General features: G+C 45.7%; 11 protein-coding genes. 6 read left to right on the forward strand and 5 right to left on the reverse strand.

The genetic code is table 11. The annotated features are described in order from the left end of the window. The first annotated feature begins 26 nt into the window (after nt 1–26). Both AC5JBY_RS26510 and AC5JBY_RS26515 read left to right on the forward strand, forming a co-directional pair. Nucleotides 27–2,324, forward strand: a complete 2,298-nt coding sequence (locus AC5JBY_RS26510; RefSeq protein WP_495907692.1) for a S41 family peptidase — start codon at nt 27–29, stop codon at nt 2,322–2,324. A 16-nt stretch (nt 2,325–2,340) separates the two neighbouring features. Beyond that, nucleotides 2,341–3,291, forward strand: a complete 951-nt coding sequence (locus AC5JBY_RS26515) for a DUF4034 domain-containing protein (protein WP_495907693.1) — start codon at nt 2,341–2,343, stop codon at nt 3,289–3,291. A 14-nt stretch (nt 3,292–3,305) separates the two neighbouring features. On the opposite strand, the gene AC5JBY_RS26520 is transcribed toward AC5JBY_RS26515, so the two are convergent. The 4 genes from AC5JBY_RS26520 to AC5JBY_RS26535 form a co-directional block, all read right to left on the reverse strand. Continuing rightward, nucleotides 3,306–4,238: a D-2-hydroxyacid dehydrogenase gene (locus tag AC5JBY_RS26520; RefSeq protein WP_495907694.1), complete on the reverse strand. Its 933-nt coding sequence runs from the start codon at nt 4,236–4,238 to the stop codon at nt 3,306–3,308. Nucleotides 4,239–4,385: 147 nt separating this feature from the next. Further along, entirely contained in the window at nt 4,386–6,830 is a 2,445-nt protein-coding gene (locus AC5JBY_RS26525) for an outer membrane beta-barrel protein (protein ID WP_495907695.1), read from the reverse strand. A gap of 228 nt (nt 6,831–7,058) precedes the next feature. Then, nucleotides 7,059–9,044, reverse strand: a complete 1,986-nt coding sequence (locus AC5JBY_RS26530; protein ID WP_495907696.1) for a M56 family metallopeptidase — start codon at nt 9,042–9,044, stop codon at nt 7,059–7,061. A 20-nt stretch (nt 9,045–9,064) separates the two neighbouring features. Further along, complete coding sequence (locus AC5JBY_RS26535; protein WP_495907697.1) at nt 9,065–9,466, reverse strand: BlaI/MecI/CopY family transcriptional regulator; 402 nt, start codon at nt 9,464–9,466, stop codon at nt 9,065–9,067. A 164-nt stretch (nt 9,467–9,630) separates the two neighbouring features. Between AC5JBY_RS26535 and AC5JBY_RS26540 the strand changes: the two genes are divergently transcribed. Continuing rightward, nucleotides 9,631–10,128 carry a DinB family protein gene (locus AC5JBY_RS26540; protein WP_495907698.1) on the forward strand — a complete coding sequence of 166 codons (498 nt, stop codon included), beginning with the start codon at nt 9,631–9,633 and terminating at the stop codon, nt 10,126–10,128. A gap of 71 nt (nt 10,129–10,199) precedes the next feature. Then, nucleotides 10,200–12,851 (forward strand): matrixin family metalloprotease, encoded by a 2,652-nt coding sequence (locus AC5JBY_RS26545; RefSeq protein WP_495907699.1) that lies wholly within the window; start codon nt 10,200–10,202, stop codon nt 12,849–12,851. Nucleotides 12,852–12,917: 66 nt separating this feature from the next. Here the strand turns inward: AC5JBY_RS26545 and AC5JBY_RS26550 are convergent, their stop codons facing one another. Next, on the reverse strand, nt 12,918–13,340 hold the full coding sequence (locus AC5JBY_RS26550) for a small multi-drug export protein (RefSeq protein ID WP_495907700.1): 423 nt from the start codon (nt 13,338–13,340) through the stop codon (nt 12,918–12,920). A 182-nt stretch (nt 13,341–13,522) separates the two neighbouring features. On the opposite strand from AC5JBY_RS26550, the gene AC5JBY_RS26555 reads away from it, so the two are divergent. Then, nucleotides 13,523–14,632 (forward strand): sensor histidine kinase, encoded by a 1,110-nt coding sequence (locus AC5JBY_RS26555; protein ID WP_495907701.1) that lies wholly within the window; start codon nt 13,523–13,525, stop codon nt 14,630–14,632. 18 nt (nt 14,633–14,650) lie between these two features. Further along, nucleotides 14,651–15,352, forward strand: coding sequence for a LytR/AlgR family response regulator transcription factor (locus AC5JBY_RS26560; protein WP_495907702.1), 702 nt, complete (start codon nt 14,651–14,653; stop codon nt 15,350–15,352). Nucleotides 15,353–15,439 lie beyond the last annotated feature (87 nt).

The raw sequence follows: 15,439 nt of genomic DNA on the forward strand, positions 1-15,439 counted from the left end.
CATCTCGTTCACCTTAAATTATCTCCATGTCCATTATTAAGTTGCCTATCCTGCTGTTGACCTTTGGCCTGCTATTACCGGATCTATTGCAAAGCCAAACGCCCAGCCTTACGCCTCAACAAAGTAAACGCCTGTCTGATGCAGGTAAGTTATGGGGGTATATTAAATATTTCCATCCTTATTTGCAGTATAAAAGCATCAACTGGGATTCGGCTTTTGCTGCTGCCGTGCCCAGTATTATCGAGGCAACTGATAAAGCCAGCTATGCAAGGGCGCTGCAACCATGGCTGGATATTTTGCAAGACCCCACCACTACTGTTGTACCGGGGATGACAACAGGTGCACAGTATAGCAAAGAAAATCCCTCTCCTACTCTTGTTACTAAAGACAGTATTTTATTTGTAACTATCAGGAACCTGAAGGACCTGGATAACTGGCAACTCTCCATATCGACGTTGCAGAAAATACCCCGCCAGCTTTCGGACGTACGTTACCTTGTATTTGACCTGCGCCCTACGCAACCATATGCCTGGGCCGATTTGGGTGGCCTTCTTGACTATGGTAACGTTGAAGCTGGTCTTTGTAGCGGAACTTTGTACAAGCCATCCACGCGTTCCATCGTGCATGATGGTTTCGTGCCTGAGCGCGGGGGTAGTTCTGGCGGTTATTCTTCTTTTTTCAAATTCAACCAGATAAGCACTGTTACCGGTACACAAAGGAATCCCGTGCCGATTGCCTTCCTTGTCAATGAAAATATGCCTTTGCCGGCCATAGCACTTACGCTACAAGATGCAGGCAAGGCACTTATTGTTAGTGAAGGAGCATTGAACCTGGGTAACTCCAACCTGGCCATGCGGTACAGCATTGCCGATAGTGTGATCATCAGTTTACGCACTGGTGAAGTGGTAAGAAAGAATGGTAAAACGACCATCACTGCTAATGCCGTTTTCGATAAACAAGCCGACCTCCAGGTAAATCTCGATAAAACGGTTGCCTTACTGAAAGCTGGTATTCCGACTCCTACTGAAAGTCGTGAAACGCTGCCATTGGAAAGTCTTCCTAAACTGGCAGGTTATCCTAATGATAAGCGTTATCCTTCGTTGGGCTATCGCGTATTGGCAGCTGCCAAGATCTACACCGTCATCAATACTTTCTTTGTCAACAAGAAACTGATGGATGAAAGCTGGGATAAGGTGTATGAACAATATCTTCCGCGTTTTGTAGCTGCCCGGGACTCTATGGAATATGCGCAGGCGGTAGCAGAAATGTATGCTCATATTCAGGATGGTCATGGCTTCATCAGCAGCCAGGTGAGCACGACCAGAAAGTTTGTTGGACAGGGTGTCACTCCATCTGTCTATGGAAGGGTGATAGAGGGCAAATTTGTCATCACGTCTTTGATTGTAGACAGTGTTGCTAAAAAGGAAGGGCTGGCTGTTGGCGATGTTATTCTTAGTATTAACGGCAAGGATATACTTAAACTAATCGATGAGCAACGTCCATACCAGGCAGCGAGCAATTATGTGACGCAAACCCGCTATATTACCGATTTCCTGCTTTGTGGTGATGACGGTTCTACAGCTGCTCTCAAAATAATGGACAAGGACAATAAGGTAAAAGAAGTGGCAGTAACCCGTAAGCGTGCTTATAACAAACCTTTCTGGGAGAAGAAGCGGGTAGAAAATGCGGGGCCTATCTTCAAGCTCCTGAGTCCGGAGATAGGCTATGTAGATATGGAACGCCTGGAGGGTAATATGGTCGATTCGATGCTGAACACTTTTAAGAACACCAAAGCGTTTATCATGGACGTGCGGGGTTATCCAAAGGGAACGGCCTGGGCCCTGGCGCCTCGTCTGAGCACTAAAAACATATTGGACGGTGCATTGTTCACGCGACTACAACCTTCTGTACCAGACATTTCTGCCGATGGCAATGAAGTAAGTGCAACCACCACTACGGTATCGTTCATGCAAAAGCTACCGACTACCACCGATTGGCGTTATACCGGCAAAACGGTGATGTTGATGAATGAGACTACCCAAAGTCAGGCTGAACATAGCGGGCTGTTTTTTAAAGCCGCCAATAATACTACCTTTATTGGGAGCCAGACAGCGGGCGCCAATGGTGATGTAACGAACTTTAACATTCCTGGCTTTACTAACCTTTCATTCAGTGGTCAGAATGTTAGTTATCCGAACGGTCAAACGATGCAACGTAAGGGGCTTATTCCAGACATCGTAGTAAAGCCAACTATTAAAGGCATCCGGGCAGGTAAGGACGAAGTGTTGGAAAGGGCTGTTGTGTTTTTGAAAACAGGAAAATAACCAACCTAATATTGCTATGCTGAACAAACTTTTTAAGGCTTTCGGAGGCAAAGGGAAATCGGACATCGATCTTTCTTTGGGCTATAGCCGTCTTGCTGAATTCAAAGGGATGCTTGAACAGGGCAACTACGCAGCTTTTGAAACTGCTTATGAAACCATTACCTGGGATGCCAAGAGCCTTCTCAATGAGGGTATTGGTTTAGAAGCTGACAATGCAGACCTGATCACTAAATGGGTTCAACAACGTCCGGATTCTTACGTTGCTCACCTGTTTGCCGGTGTATCCAAAACCTGCCTGGCCTGGATAGCCAGAACAGCTGCGTTGGGTGCTTCTGTATCACAAGCGAAAGCCGAAAAGTTTTTCAATTTGCTGGAAGAAGCGTTTGATCATTTGCAGCGGGCTGATGAGTTGAATGCGGAGGATGCAGAGATATGTGCACGTACCATCAGGGTGTGCATGGGTTTGCAAGAGGACACTGCTACTGCCTTCAGTTATTTTGAGGTTGCCAGGCAACTGGTACCGAATCATCTAATAGCGCATTTAATGATGATCAACTACCTGAATCCGAAATGGCAGGGTAGCCTGGAAGAAATGCACTCTTTCGCCGATACTATGTATAAAGAGACGGGCAGTAGCTTATTGGTGACGTTAAAGCTGTTTGCCTGGGTGGAGGAATGGTTATACTATGGCATGAATGATGAAAAGGATAAGAAGCAACAGTTTTTCAAGGATGGGGGATTGAAGGCTACTATTAAGAATTTGTATGCCGGATATAAAGAGGAAGAAGATGGGAAATTGTTGATCCCTTACGTTTATAACTATTTCTCGTTCTTATTTCATATGACAGGAGAAACGGCACTCGCCCGCACTACGGCTCAAAAGATCACCGGGAAGATGACTGTTTACCCGTGGGCTTATATCGACATTAATAGCAACAAGGAGTTGCAAAGTACCTTGAAGGTATAACCAGCTTTTTTTAATTAATAGCCCCTTGAAAGCTCTATTGGGTTTTCGAGGGGTTCTTTTTTCAGGAAGTGTTGCAGGTTATCGATAAACTGCTGGGCTATACCGGTAAGCTCATCTGATTTACCCCCTCCCGTGTGTTGAGTTAGAATTACGTTATCCATTTCCCATAAGGGGCTATCAACTGGTAATGGTTCTTCTTCGGTAACATCCAGTACGGCACCAGCCAACTTGCCAGCACGAAGGGCTGTGATGAGGGCTTGCTCGTCTGTTGTCTCCCCTCTTCCCACGCTTGCATAAACAGCCTCTGATGGCAATGTATTCAACATTTCGGCTGTTACATATTTTTCTGCACTGCCTGGAAGTGTATTAATCACCAATGTAGTTTGTGGCAAGGCTTTCAACAGCTCTTCCCGGGAATGTATCTCTGCTGCCGGATTGGTGCGGGCAGTCATGCGTGCTTTGCATCCGAAGCCTTGCAGCATCTCTTTCACACAAGCGCCAATAGCACCTGCACCTAATATGATCGCCTGCTGCTCGCCTAATAAACGCAGGAAAGGTCTTGCTTTTTCTCCTTTCCACTCTTTTTTCAATTGCAGTTTGGTGAGCGTATGAACGCCCCGGTAAAATGCCAGTACCCCTCCTACAATCGTCTCCGCACAGGGACGGGCAAAGAAATCGCCCATATTGGCAACCGGTACCGGGGATGTCATTCCTTCGTATTCGCTAAAGCCAGCAGAAGATAGCTGCCAGAACTTAAGTTGTATGGGTGGAGCGCCGAACCAGTCTCGGGGTGGATTGCCTAATATGAAATCTGCCTTTTCAAAGGTGCGGCGGTATTCGTCTGGCTTCAGGTCGGACCGGAAAATTGCCTGTACGCCTTCCGGGAGACGGGCTGCAAGGTATTGGTTGGCCTGATCGTTCAACTGCCTGTATACAAAAGCAATCATGGTTGCATCGGTTTTAATGGCATATGTTGCTCAAATTTATATGCCAGTACCGAATATACAACCTGCTCACCAAATTGTGAGTTATTAGTGGTGAGTTGTCAGTATTGGTAAAACATTACTCACTTCTGACAACTCACCGCTTCAGCACTATATGCGTTGTGTTTCCTGCTCCGCGCTGCCATTGCTGCGCTTGCGGGTTTCGAAGGTTTTACCAAAACTCCAGGTGAAATTGATGCCTACTACGCGGGTATCGCCCTGGTTGCGGTAATTGCCTTTGGCATTTTGCAGATTATTAATAGCTCCGTAGTTAAGGCGGGTAAAGAATATATCCTGGATAGTTAGCTTTACAGAGCCCTTGCCTTTGAGTACCTTTTTCTGGATGGCTCCGCCCAGGGTCCAGAAATCGCCCAACACAAATTGAGTAGTTATGAAATCACTTCTGAACACGCCCAATAGCTCAGCTGTCCATCCACCGCCCAACCTGAACTGGCTGTTGAAGTTGGTAATAAAATTCACGCCGCTGGTATCGAGTTTGTTTTTGTACAGATCGGCTTTGAAGCTGGCGTATTGTGCCAGGCCAAACCAATTGATCGTAACCCAGGGAGCCGGTTCGATGGTTGCATTCATCGTGAGGCTCAGGTATTGGGCTTTTCCCACGTTTGCGGGGCGGCTATAATACTGGTGACCCTGTAATTCAATTGTTTCATTGATGTCTCCATCGTAGTATTCATAACCCAGCGTGGTAGTGAGTTTGTTGTTGTAAATGTGTGACACTTCAATGGCATGGGCTATTGTTGGTTGCAGGAAGGGATTACCTACATAAAAAGTGAACTTATCCAACGGAGAGATGAATGGATTCAGGTTACCGAAGTTAGGTCGCTGTATGCGCTTGCCATAAGAAAAGACAAACTGATTTTTGGCGGCAGAGTCTAACTTATAGGAAAGATAAAAAGTAGGGAACAGGTTAATGTAATCGCGCTTGAAGGAAGAATCGGGCTTAACTGCATTGCCCAACTGATGGCCTCGCATGATCGTATTCTCGCCCCGCAGGCCAAACTGGACAGCAAAGCGGTTCCACTCTTTACTGAAATTCAGGTATGCGGCGTTGATGTTTTCCCGGTAAGTGAAGTGATTGGTTTTATCGTAATCCGGACTGGTGACGTTGTTTACTGTGATATAATACTCTGCTATATTGTTGGTTTCGATCAAGCTGCCTTTTATTCCTGCTTCTGCTTTGAACCCGTTGGATAATGGGTGTGAATAATCGGCCTTGAAAGAATAGATATTAATATAAGAGGGTAATTTACCAGTGAGGTCATCTTTTCCTTTTACCGTATTATCTGCCCGGTAGCTGGCATTTCGATACAATTGGTTGGCGTCGGATTCATTGTAGATATAATCCACATCTACGCCCAGTTCGCGGCCGGGTGCTTTGTATTTGCGGCGATAGTTCAATCCTACGCTTCCCCTGCTGAAGGTTCGATCGTCCATATTATCAGCTGTAATCAACGAATCCAATGATCCCGCTCCATTGTATAAATAGCTGTTGTTGTCTACTGCACTATTGCTTTTTCGGTTGGTTCCGTTCAATACCAGGCCTATGGAATTGAATTTGTCCATTGTGTAATCAACGCCCGTTCTCAAGGAGCCGGAACGCTCTTTTCTTTTAATCCAGGAGTTTTGGGAGAAGAGGGAATGGGGTGTTCCGTCGTCATTTACATAGCGCCGTTGTATGAGGAGGTCATTGAAGTTTTCACTGTAGTTGTATCCAATGTTGGCAAAGTAGTTAAAGGCGTTATTGCGGACGTTGAGGTTTAAGCTATTGAAGCTCCTTGGATATACTCCCTGCGAATAGCTGGGAGACAGGTTACCGTTGAATCCTTTTTGTTTGAGTTTCTTTGTTTTGATGTTGATCACGCCAGCGTTGCCTGCTGCATCGTATTTAGCAGGCGGCTTCGTCATGATTTCGATAGATTCCAGTGTACCGGAAGGAAGTGATTTGAGGTATGAGGCCAGGTCTGCTCCGCTCAGGTAAGTGGGTTTATCGTCAATAAAGATCACTACGCCTGATTTTCCGTTCATGCTTACGTTGCCATCCTGATCGACCAATATGCCGGGCGATTTATCCAGTACATCCAATGCGCTGGTACCAGCATTGGAAATAAGGGCATCCACATTTACTACCGTCCTGTCGATCTTACGTTCTACCAAGGGCTTGCGGGCAGTTACTGTGACAGCATTGAGCTGACTGGCATCCGCAGCAGCCAGTTCAATGGCAGGTAGCTTTATCTGCTCATTTGCAGCAACGACAATCGTATCGCTGTTGTAGGTCGCAAAGCCAACGGCTGTAATTGTTACCCGATAGGTACCAGGTTTCAGGTTATCGAATGTAAAATATCCGTTGTCGGAGGAAACTGCAGCTTTGATCAGTATGGTATCTGCCGCTTTGATCAAGCTTATCGATGCAGCTACTAACGGCTTCGGACGTTTATCCTGTACTGTTCCGCTAATAGAGGCGCTGGTTTGCGCGGAGAGGCAAAAGGGTAACAATATCATGCTGCATGCCAGCATGAGGCCATAACATTTGTTCATGTATGTGCATTTTATTCCAGGACAGGCATAGACGCTTGCGCCAACTGCCTGCCGGCAATTACAATAATATGAGGGTGGTGAAAACGTGTAATGAAGGCAACCGAGTCATCCCTGCAGTATTCTCCCGATCGACGTTCCAAATCATACGGGTGTCATAACCAACGGGGATGTATCGGTTGCAAAATAAAGTATCCGGGTAATTTTTACTTTCCGCTGATCACAATTCTATTAGTCTACGTAGACATGTGTGCTGGTGGTGCTGCCTTGTTTTAAGTAGGAAAAAGTATTGGCAGGATTTTTTACATACTTATCCTGAAAGCGTCGACGCATATCCGCCGAGACAGCTTTTCCATTGACAACAAACTCATCTTTATTGAGTCTAAAGGATAAAGACTCTTTTTCTGTGATCAGGCCTGTTTCCATGAGGTCATCTATCAGGCTGTCAACTATTTTGTTTGGCTTGACAGAAATAGGTTCGTGTGGTTTGAAATTATGTTCTGGTACCGGAAAGCCTGCACGTACTTGTGGAGCAGACTTCATAACCTGCATCCTCTCGCTTGTATTGAAGCGTTTATTGTAGCTTGTATTATGGTCCGCGTTTGCAGGCATACCTTGCCGAATTTTGGTGGTGGTGGTAGTGGTGTGTTCCTGAACGCGCGTTTGATATGACTCCTCAGCCTGGGCCTGCATATCGCGGAAAATGCTACTGATAAGGTCTCTGTACTCTACCAGCTTTTCATCTGGTACTTTTACACCGTCAATCATTAAACCAGTGGCCATGTTTTTATCAATAGTGACCTGGTATTTTTTTCCGTCTTTATCGTGTGTGATGGTACCTGTCATTACACTGTTGCCTTTACGCAATACCGGCATGGTATCTTTACTGGCCGGAGGCACCGATTCACGAGGTTCGTAGGGTTGATAATTAGCGGCATAGGGTTTATAATCAGGTGCATAGTCTTTGTATGTGGTATCTGCTGCATTGCTTTCATCTATTGTTTCGTCCTCGCTCCTGTCTATAGCATCATCTTTGGTCTCGTCTTTACTTTCGTCTTTAGTAGTAGTAGCTTCAGATTTTTGCAGCATAGCAAGTTCTTTTTCTGCCTGCTGTTGTACGGGCTCTTGTTTTGTAGTTTGCGGTTTCTTTTGTTCTTCAGGTTGTGCCCATACTGCAGAGAGTATGCCTATGAGGCTGAGGCAAAGTACGAGGAATGATTTTTCGGCCATATTCAAGGTTTTATGACTGTTATCGATAATGCGCTTAACGCGGTTGAGTAATTGGTTCTTTCTACCGGGGAAGGCCATGGTATATGGTGTGTTATTTTCCAGTTGGTATTCCTGGAAAGACACCAGTGCATTTATATAGCCTGTTTTGCTTTGGGTGACTGCTATGGCCATATCATCGCAGCAATGTTCGCGTTCTTCACGCAGTAAAGCGGATAGCCACAGTACAGCAGGATTGAAGAAGAAAAGTGTTTCGGCAAAGCTTTGGGCCAGGTTCACTAAAAAGTCGCGACGACGGATATGGGCCAGTTCATGCAACAGGATGGCTTCCACCTGGTCGGCTGGCATATTGGCCATCAAGCCCAGTGGCACCAGTATGATGGGTTTCAGGAAACCTGCGACCAGTGGTACTTTCACCAGTTCTGATTCCAGCAACCGAACGGATACTTTTACGCCCAATGCATCAGACAATTCCTGCATCCGGTTCGTCCAATACTGGCCGGGTGTGTGGGTTTTGTAATGTTTGATACGTTGTACGTATACAAGACCACCCATCAGTTTCACGGCTTTTGCCAGGAATACCAGGAACCAGATGGCCACGAATAAAGATGCATGTTGGTTAAAATAGCCTATAAAGCGGGTGATGTATCCTTCTTCTCTACTGACTACTGTATCAGCATTGTCCACTGCCGGAAGTTGGGCAACTATCTGCTCTGTTTGTGCTGCAGGAGCGAATGTTGCTGTATTACTACCAGCGGCTGATCCGTTAAGTTCATAGAGAAAGGTGAAGGTGACTACACCCATGAATACAAAGAAAAGTGTTGCCAGCATGTTGTACCGGAAGGCAGCTACCGACTTCCTGGTGAACAGGACGAGCAAGCCAGCCAAGGCAGCCAGTATCAAACCTTGCCATAGTGAATGGATCAGCGTCCAGCAGATCGCGCGGACGACATTGTCCGGCAACCATCCGTTCATGAATAGTAGTTGCATATAACAGGTTTAATAAGTTATTACTTATCGTTTTCCATCTTATTCAGCAGGTCTTTAATAGCTTGTAACTCTTTTTTGGAAGTCTTTTTATTGCCCAGCAATTGCATCATCAGGCTGGTGGCTGAACCATTGTACATCGACTCCACAAACCGATCCAACAGAAAGCCCTTGGTTTTCTGCTCTTCCAAGGCGGGACTATACACATGCTTCATGCTGCTCTCATCACGGTTGAGCATTTCTTTTTCTACCATGATCTGCATGAGCTTCAATGTAGAAGTGTATTGTACGGCGCGCTTCTGTTCATTAAGCTGGTCGTTGACAAAACGTACGGTGGAAGGGCCATGCTGCCATAGTACCTGTAATATCTCCAGTTCCGATTTAGTAGGCTCGGGAAGCTTGTTTGATGGTTGTTCCGCTTTCATGAAACTAAGGTAGGAAATATTTCGTACGAAACAAGGAATACCTCTATTTTTTTTAAAAGACCAAGTAACAAGGGGAGATAAAATATTTTCCAACTTTCCTGACAGCTGCTGACATAAGGCTGTCACTACCCCTTATTTTCTTTGTATTACTAAAACAAACAACTATGTCACTTATTCAATCTTTACTGAAAGAAATGAACCAGGAAGCTGAAACTACCCGTAAAATGTTAAGCCGTGTGCCTGATGATCAATATGATTGGCAGCCGCATGAAAAAAGCATGAATATCCGCCGGCTGGCTACTCATATTGCCGAATTACCATCCTGGGTTAGTATGGCTCTTAATACCAGTGAACTGGATTTTGCTCAAAACCCCTATTCTGTGCCTACAATCAATAATACAAAAGACCTGTTGGTGTATTTTGAGCAAAGTCTTTTGGAAGGCCGTAGCCGCCTGGAACAGGCCACGGAGGATGAAATGGCAGGCAACTGGACCTTGCGTAATGGTGACCAAGTGTATAGTGTAAATAGCAAGGCTGATGTAATCCGCATGTCTTACTCGCAGGTTATTCACCACCGGGCTCAACTGGGCGTGTATCTTCGATTATTGAATGTACCCATTCCGGGGAGTTATGGCCCCAGCGCAGATGAAATGGATTTTTAGGGAATAGAGGGAAGTACTATATGATGCTTTTTTTCGTTACTTTACGTATCCAGCATCATTAACCCTCGTTTATGAAGAACCATTTACGTCGAGTGCCATTACTATTTCTGCTTTTACTTGCTTCTCACCAATTTACATTTGCCAACGAATTATATCCTGTACCGCTTACACAAAGGGTAAGCAATTCGGTTCTGATCGCCGAAGGGAAGGTGATAGCTCAGTACAGCTTTCAACCTTCACCCAAGGGCAATATTTATACATCGAGCCTGGTACAGGTTTACCGAACTTTTAAAGGAAGTTTACAAGGTGACCAAATAGAGATCATTACAGAAGGTGGAACAGTGGGCCGGTTACGGCAGGCCCATTCTTCCACCTTGTCATTGAATATTGGAGAGACCGGTGTATTTTTTTGCATGCCTACAAGGGGTGGTATATCCAGTGGACGTACCAATTTGAGAAGCAACTCTTACATGGTATACAGCAGCCTGCAAGGGTTTATTGCTTACGATGAAAAGACCAATACGGCTGCCGATCCTTTTACCAGGTACAATAATGTGGTTGAAGCTACCCTGGCTGTTAAACAACTGACGGGCATTGAACGCCGGATCAGTGAAAAACCAATAGTGGCAGATCACCAGCTCAATTCGGTAATGGGGCCAATGGCCACTCCTATTATCAATGGCTTTACGCCTACCACGATTGCGGCAGGTACTGATGCCATCCTCACCATCAGCGGCAGTAATTTTGGCGCATCCAAAGGCACAGGGTTTGTGGAGTTTCGAAATGCGAATAGCTCCAATCCAGCCGCATTTGTTCAGCCTTTACTTACCGATTATATTTCCTGGACTGATACCGAGATCCAGGTAATGGTACCTTCGGCCAGCATCTCTGGCCCATCTGCCGGCACAGGAGTAGTACGTGTTACCAACAGTGACCCTGCCACTGGCACCAGTGCAGGCAACGTCACTATTCCTTATTCTTATACCAATATCCCTGATACTGATAATCCAGGTGTTGATGAGCCTACTTCTGAAATCCCATCGCATGTCGACTGGTTAAATACCGGAGGCTATACTTTCCGGATGGAAACGAGCTTTGCCGCTAATACAGCGGCCAGTAATGCTTTTAAACGGGCCATGCATACGTGGACCTGCAAGACTGGTATGAACTGGACTGTAGGCGCCGTTACTACTGTGAATACGGTAGCAGCAGAAGATGTTAGCGTTGTACGCTTCGATGTTGGCAATGAATTACCGGCAGGTGTATTGGGCAGGTGTACGAGCTGGTATGCCGGTTGTGGCGCAGCCAGTCCTTATATATGGATAGTAGTTGAACTGGACGTGGTGTTTGATGATGCACGTCCCTGGCAATATGGTCCAGCCGATCCTCTTCCGGGTGAAATAGATTTTGAGACGGTAGCTGTACATGAGCTGGGCCATGGTCATCAGCTTAATCATATTATCAGTCCGGGCGCAGTGATGCATTTTGCCGTTGCTGCCGGTGCGAAATCCCGTGTATTAAGTACCGGAGATATTAATGGTGGTAATGCTGTTATGGCCCGCGCCCTTACTGATTTTGGTTGTTGGGATCCTATTACTGTGGGCGATCCTTTATTGTTGAGTAATCCTGCAGGAACGGAAGGCGGAGTGCAGGTTTGTATCAGTGGTGTAGTTGCCGGTGGCGGGACCAATTATACTGATGCCGACTGTGATCTTATTGCACGCATCGTTCCTTCCGGCGTTTCTCCTGTATCAGGCTCTATTAATGTATGTACGAAATATGAATCTACGATAGCTACTTTTAACAGCCAACCTTATTGTGAGCGGCGCTATGATATAGAACCTGCTTCAGGTGCTTCCACCGCTACTGCTACTGTTACTTTGTATTATACGCAAGCTGAATTCGACTCCTTCAATGTAGCCAACGGCGCTTATGCGGATCTACCAACAGGGTCCTCAGATGCCGCCGGCATTGCCAACCTGCGTATTACTCAATATCATGGTACCAGCGGAACTGGTGCGCCCGGCTCCTATTCCGGTACAGCAGCACTGATCAATCCGACAGATGCTAATATTGTATGGAATGCTACTGCCAGCCGTTGGGAGATCACTTTCAATGTAACCGGGTTCAGTGGCTTTTTTGTACATACCGGTTCTTCTACTCTTCCTTTACGGTTACTGCAGTTCAGCGGCATTATTTCTGGCTCCAACAATCTGCTGCAATGGACAACTGCCTCTGAAGAGCATACCTCGACTTTCGATATTCAACGTAGTATAGATGGTATTCAGTTTACCACGATTGGACAGGTAGCTGCATCAGGGTTTACTACCAGCAACAAACAATACCGCTTTACTGATGATATAAGCAGTAATATTCGGCCTACTTATTATTATCGCCTGAAAATGGTGGATGATAATGGTCAATTCACTTACAGTGCTATTATAATACTTGAACGTAATAACCGCGACTTCCTGGTAAAAGTGTTGCAAAACCCTTTCCGCCAGCAACTGCAGGCTACTATCACATCGCCGCAGTTACAGGATTGCTCTATTACGCTCACCGATATGAATGGCCGGATCGTAGCGCAACGCAAGATCGTTTTACAGAAAGGAACTGCATTGGTAGATATTCCCGGTGTGCAGGGATTGGGAGCCGGTACTTATATAGCTACTTTCGTAACTAATGCCGGTAAGCAGGTGATGAAAGTGGTGAAAGAACAATGATACTAACCTACCCTTCATAAAAAACAAAAAGTCCCCGTGTTTACGGGGACTTTCGCTTTTTGTATATTAGAATAACTTCAATCCGAAATAGCCAATAGCAGTGAACAATGCACATCGTGTAAGTACGCCTAAACAGCACCAGGTGATCAATCTATTCAGCGGCACTTTGAATCCTACTCCTACGGCTATGCTTACCGGGGCTCCTACTGTCATTGTTCCAAGGTATCCCAGACCAATTACACCGTACTTATCCCAGATACGATAGATAATGCCGGTCCTGGGTTTTTCTTCTTTTACTGGTTTGTTGCGGTGGAAGAATGCACGGATCTTATCGCCCAGGAAAGCGGCTACATATACGCCTACCAATCCGCCAATTAAGCTGGCAAAGAATATGACCCACGGAGAAAGCTTAAAAGCAAATCCCGCCGGGATTGCCGCATATATCTCAAAGGTAGCTAAGCCTGCGACAGTTAGTATTTTATAGACCATGATAAAACAAGGGGGTTGAATGCGCGAATGTAAGTCAATTTTCCCCGGATTACCAGTCTGGCGGTCAGGTTTGGGTAATATTTGGCTTTTCTGGTCAATTGGCTGTGTCTCATTTATCTATACATATATCCCATCTGCCGGTACACTGAATATTACGTATTTTTAAAATTGTTTATTTGCCTATGTCCCGCGTCAAAACTCCGGCTGTCGTTACGCATATTACCGGCTGGCTTATTTTCCTGAGCCTGCCCGTGCTTTTTATGGCCGGACAGGCAGGTAAAGACAAGGCTTTCGACACGCTCTTTTCTCCGTGGTACTGGCTTCTTTTCGGGAGTTATTCGGTTGTGTTTTATTTGCATACTTATTTCCTTTTCCCCAAGCTCTACCTGGAGAAAAAGATCATTGTGTATATAGGGATCATTGTTTTACTGCTGGCAGGCATTTATTTGTTGCGGCCATTTGACCGGCTGTTTACGCAGGTGTCGCACCTGGACCGGGGCATGATGGATGAAGGCAGGCCCCGGCCGCAGTTTGATGAAATGCCTCCGCCAGCACCAGACTTCGATGCACGGCGGCCCATGCCACGCAGGGAGCCAAGGGGGCAACACTTTGACATCGTAAGTATCTTTCTGTTCTTTCTGACGTTGTCGCTTAGTATTGCGCTGCAAACTACCTGGCGCTGGCGCAGTACTGAAAAGCGTGCGCTGCAGGCTGAAGCAGAGAAAGCGCAGGCCGAACTTGCTTTCCTTAAAGCTCAGATTAATCCTCATTTCTTATTCAATACATTGAATAACATCTATTCGCTGGCTATCACGCATAGTGAGCATACAGCTGACAGTATCATGAAGTTGTCGAATATATTGCGGTATGTAACTGATGAGGTGAAGCAGGATCATGTGGGGCTACAACAGGAGATCGATTGTATACAGGATTATATCGACCTGCAACAGCTGCGGCTGGGCAAGAAGACCACCGTGTCGTTTAACATCGCTGGCAACCCTGCTCCTTTGTCGATAGCGCCGTTGATATTGATGACTTTTGTTGAGAACGCTTTTAAATATGGCGTGAGTAATCACCAGGCTTCTTCTATTATTATTGACTTACAGGCTCACCCACGTAGTATTGTATTCAGCTGCAGCAATGCGCTGTTTCCCCGTAAGCAGGATGAACGAACGGGCATCGGCATTGCCAATACCCGACAGCGACTGGAACATTTGTATCCTCATAAGCATCTCTTAAACATTACTACTGATAATAACCTTTACTCTGTATCATTGACTCTGGATGTTTAACTTGTAAAGTTGTACCGCATGACGTTGAAATGTATTGCAATCGATGATGAGCCGCCAGCGCTGGCTGTGATCAGGGAATATTTATCTAAATTTCCTGCTTTGCAGCTTGTACAAACTTTCGACGATGCTATCAGCGGCGCCGAGTATTTACGCCAGCATCCTGTGGACCTTTTGTTCATCGATATCAATATGCCTGATATTACGGGGCTTGACCTTGTGCGGTCTTTATCTGAAAAGCCCATGATCATCTTTACAACGGCTTATAAGAAGTTTGCTCATGAGGGTTTTGAGCTGGATGCCATCGACTATCTGTTGAAGCCTATCAGCTTCGATCGTTTCTCCCGGGCTGTACAGAAGGCTATCGACTATCATACGTACAAAAGCAAGCCCAGGTATGAGGCGGAAGAAAGCCTCTTCATTTATTCGGAATACCGCATGATGAAGATCAATCTCTCTGATATTGAATTCATCGAAAGCCTTGAAGATTATATCAAAATTCACCGCACTAATGATAAGCCTGTTCTCACTTTAATGACTTTAAAGGGCGTGCTGGAAAAACTACCATCTCATAAGTTCAAACGCATACACCGCAGTTATATCGTGTCGGTTGATAAAGTAAGGTCGATCCTGAACCGGAAGGTAACGCTCTCCTCTTCTATTGAACTTCCTGTAAGTGATAGTTACGTTTCTTTCATCACTGAATGGAAGCAATCTAACTGAGTAAATGTTAAGGCTTTCTTAAGGGTGAAGGGCTTCTCCGGGATTCACCGATACAAACCGGATATCCGTCTATCGTAGTTTCTGCCA

It is taken from the genome of Paraflavitalea sp. (assembly GCF_059502485.1).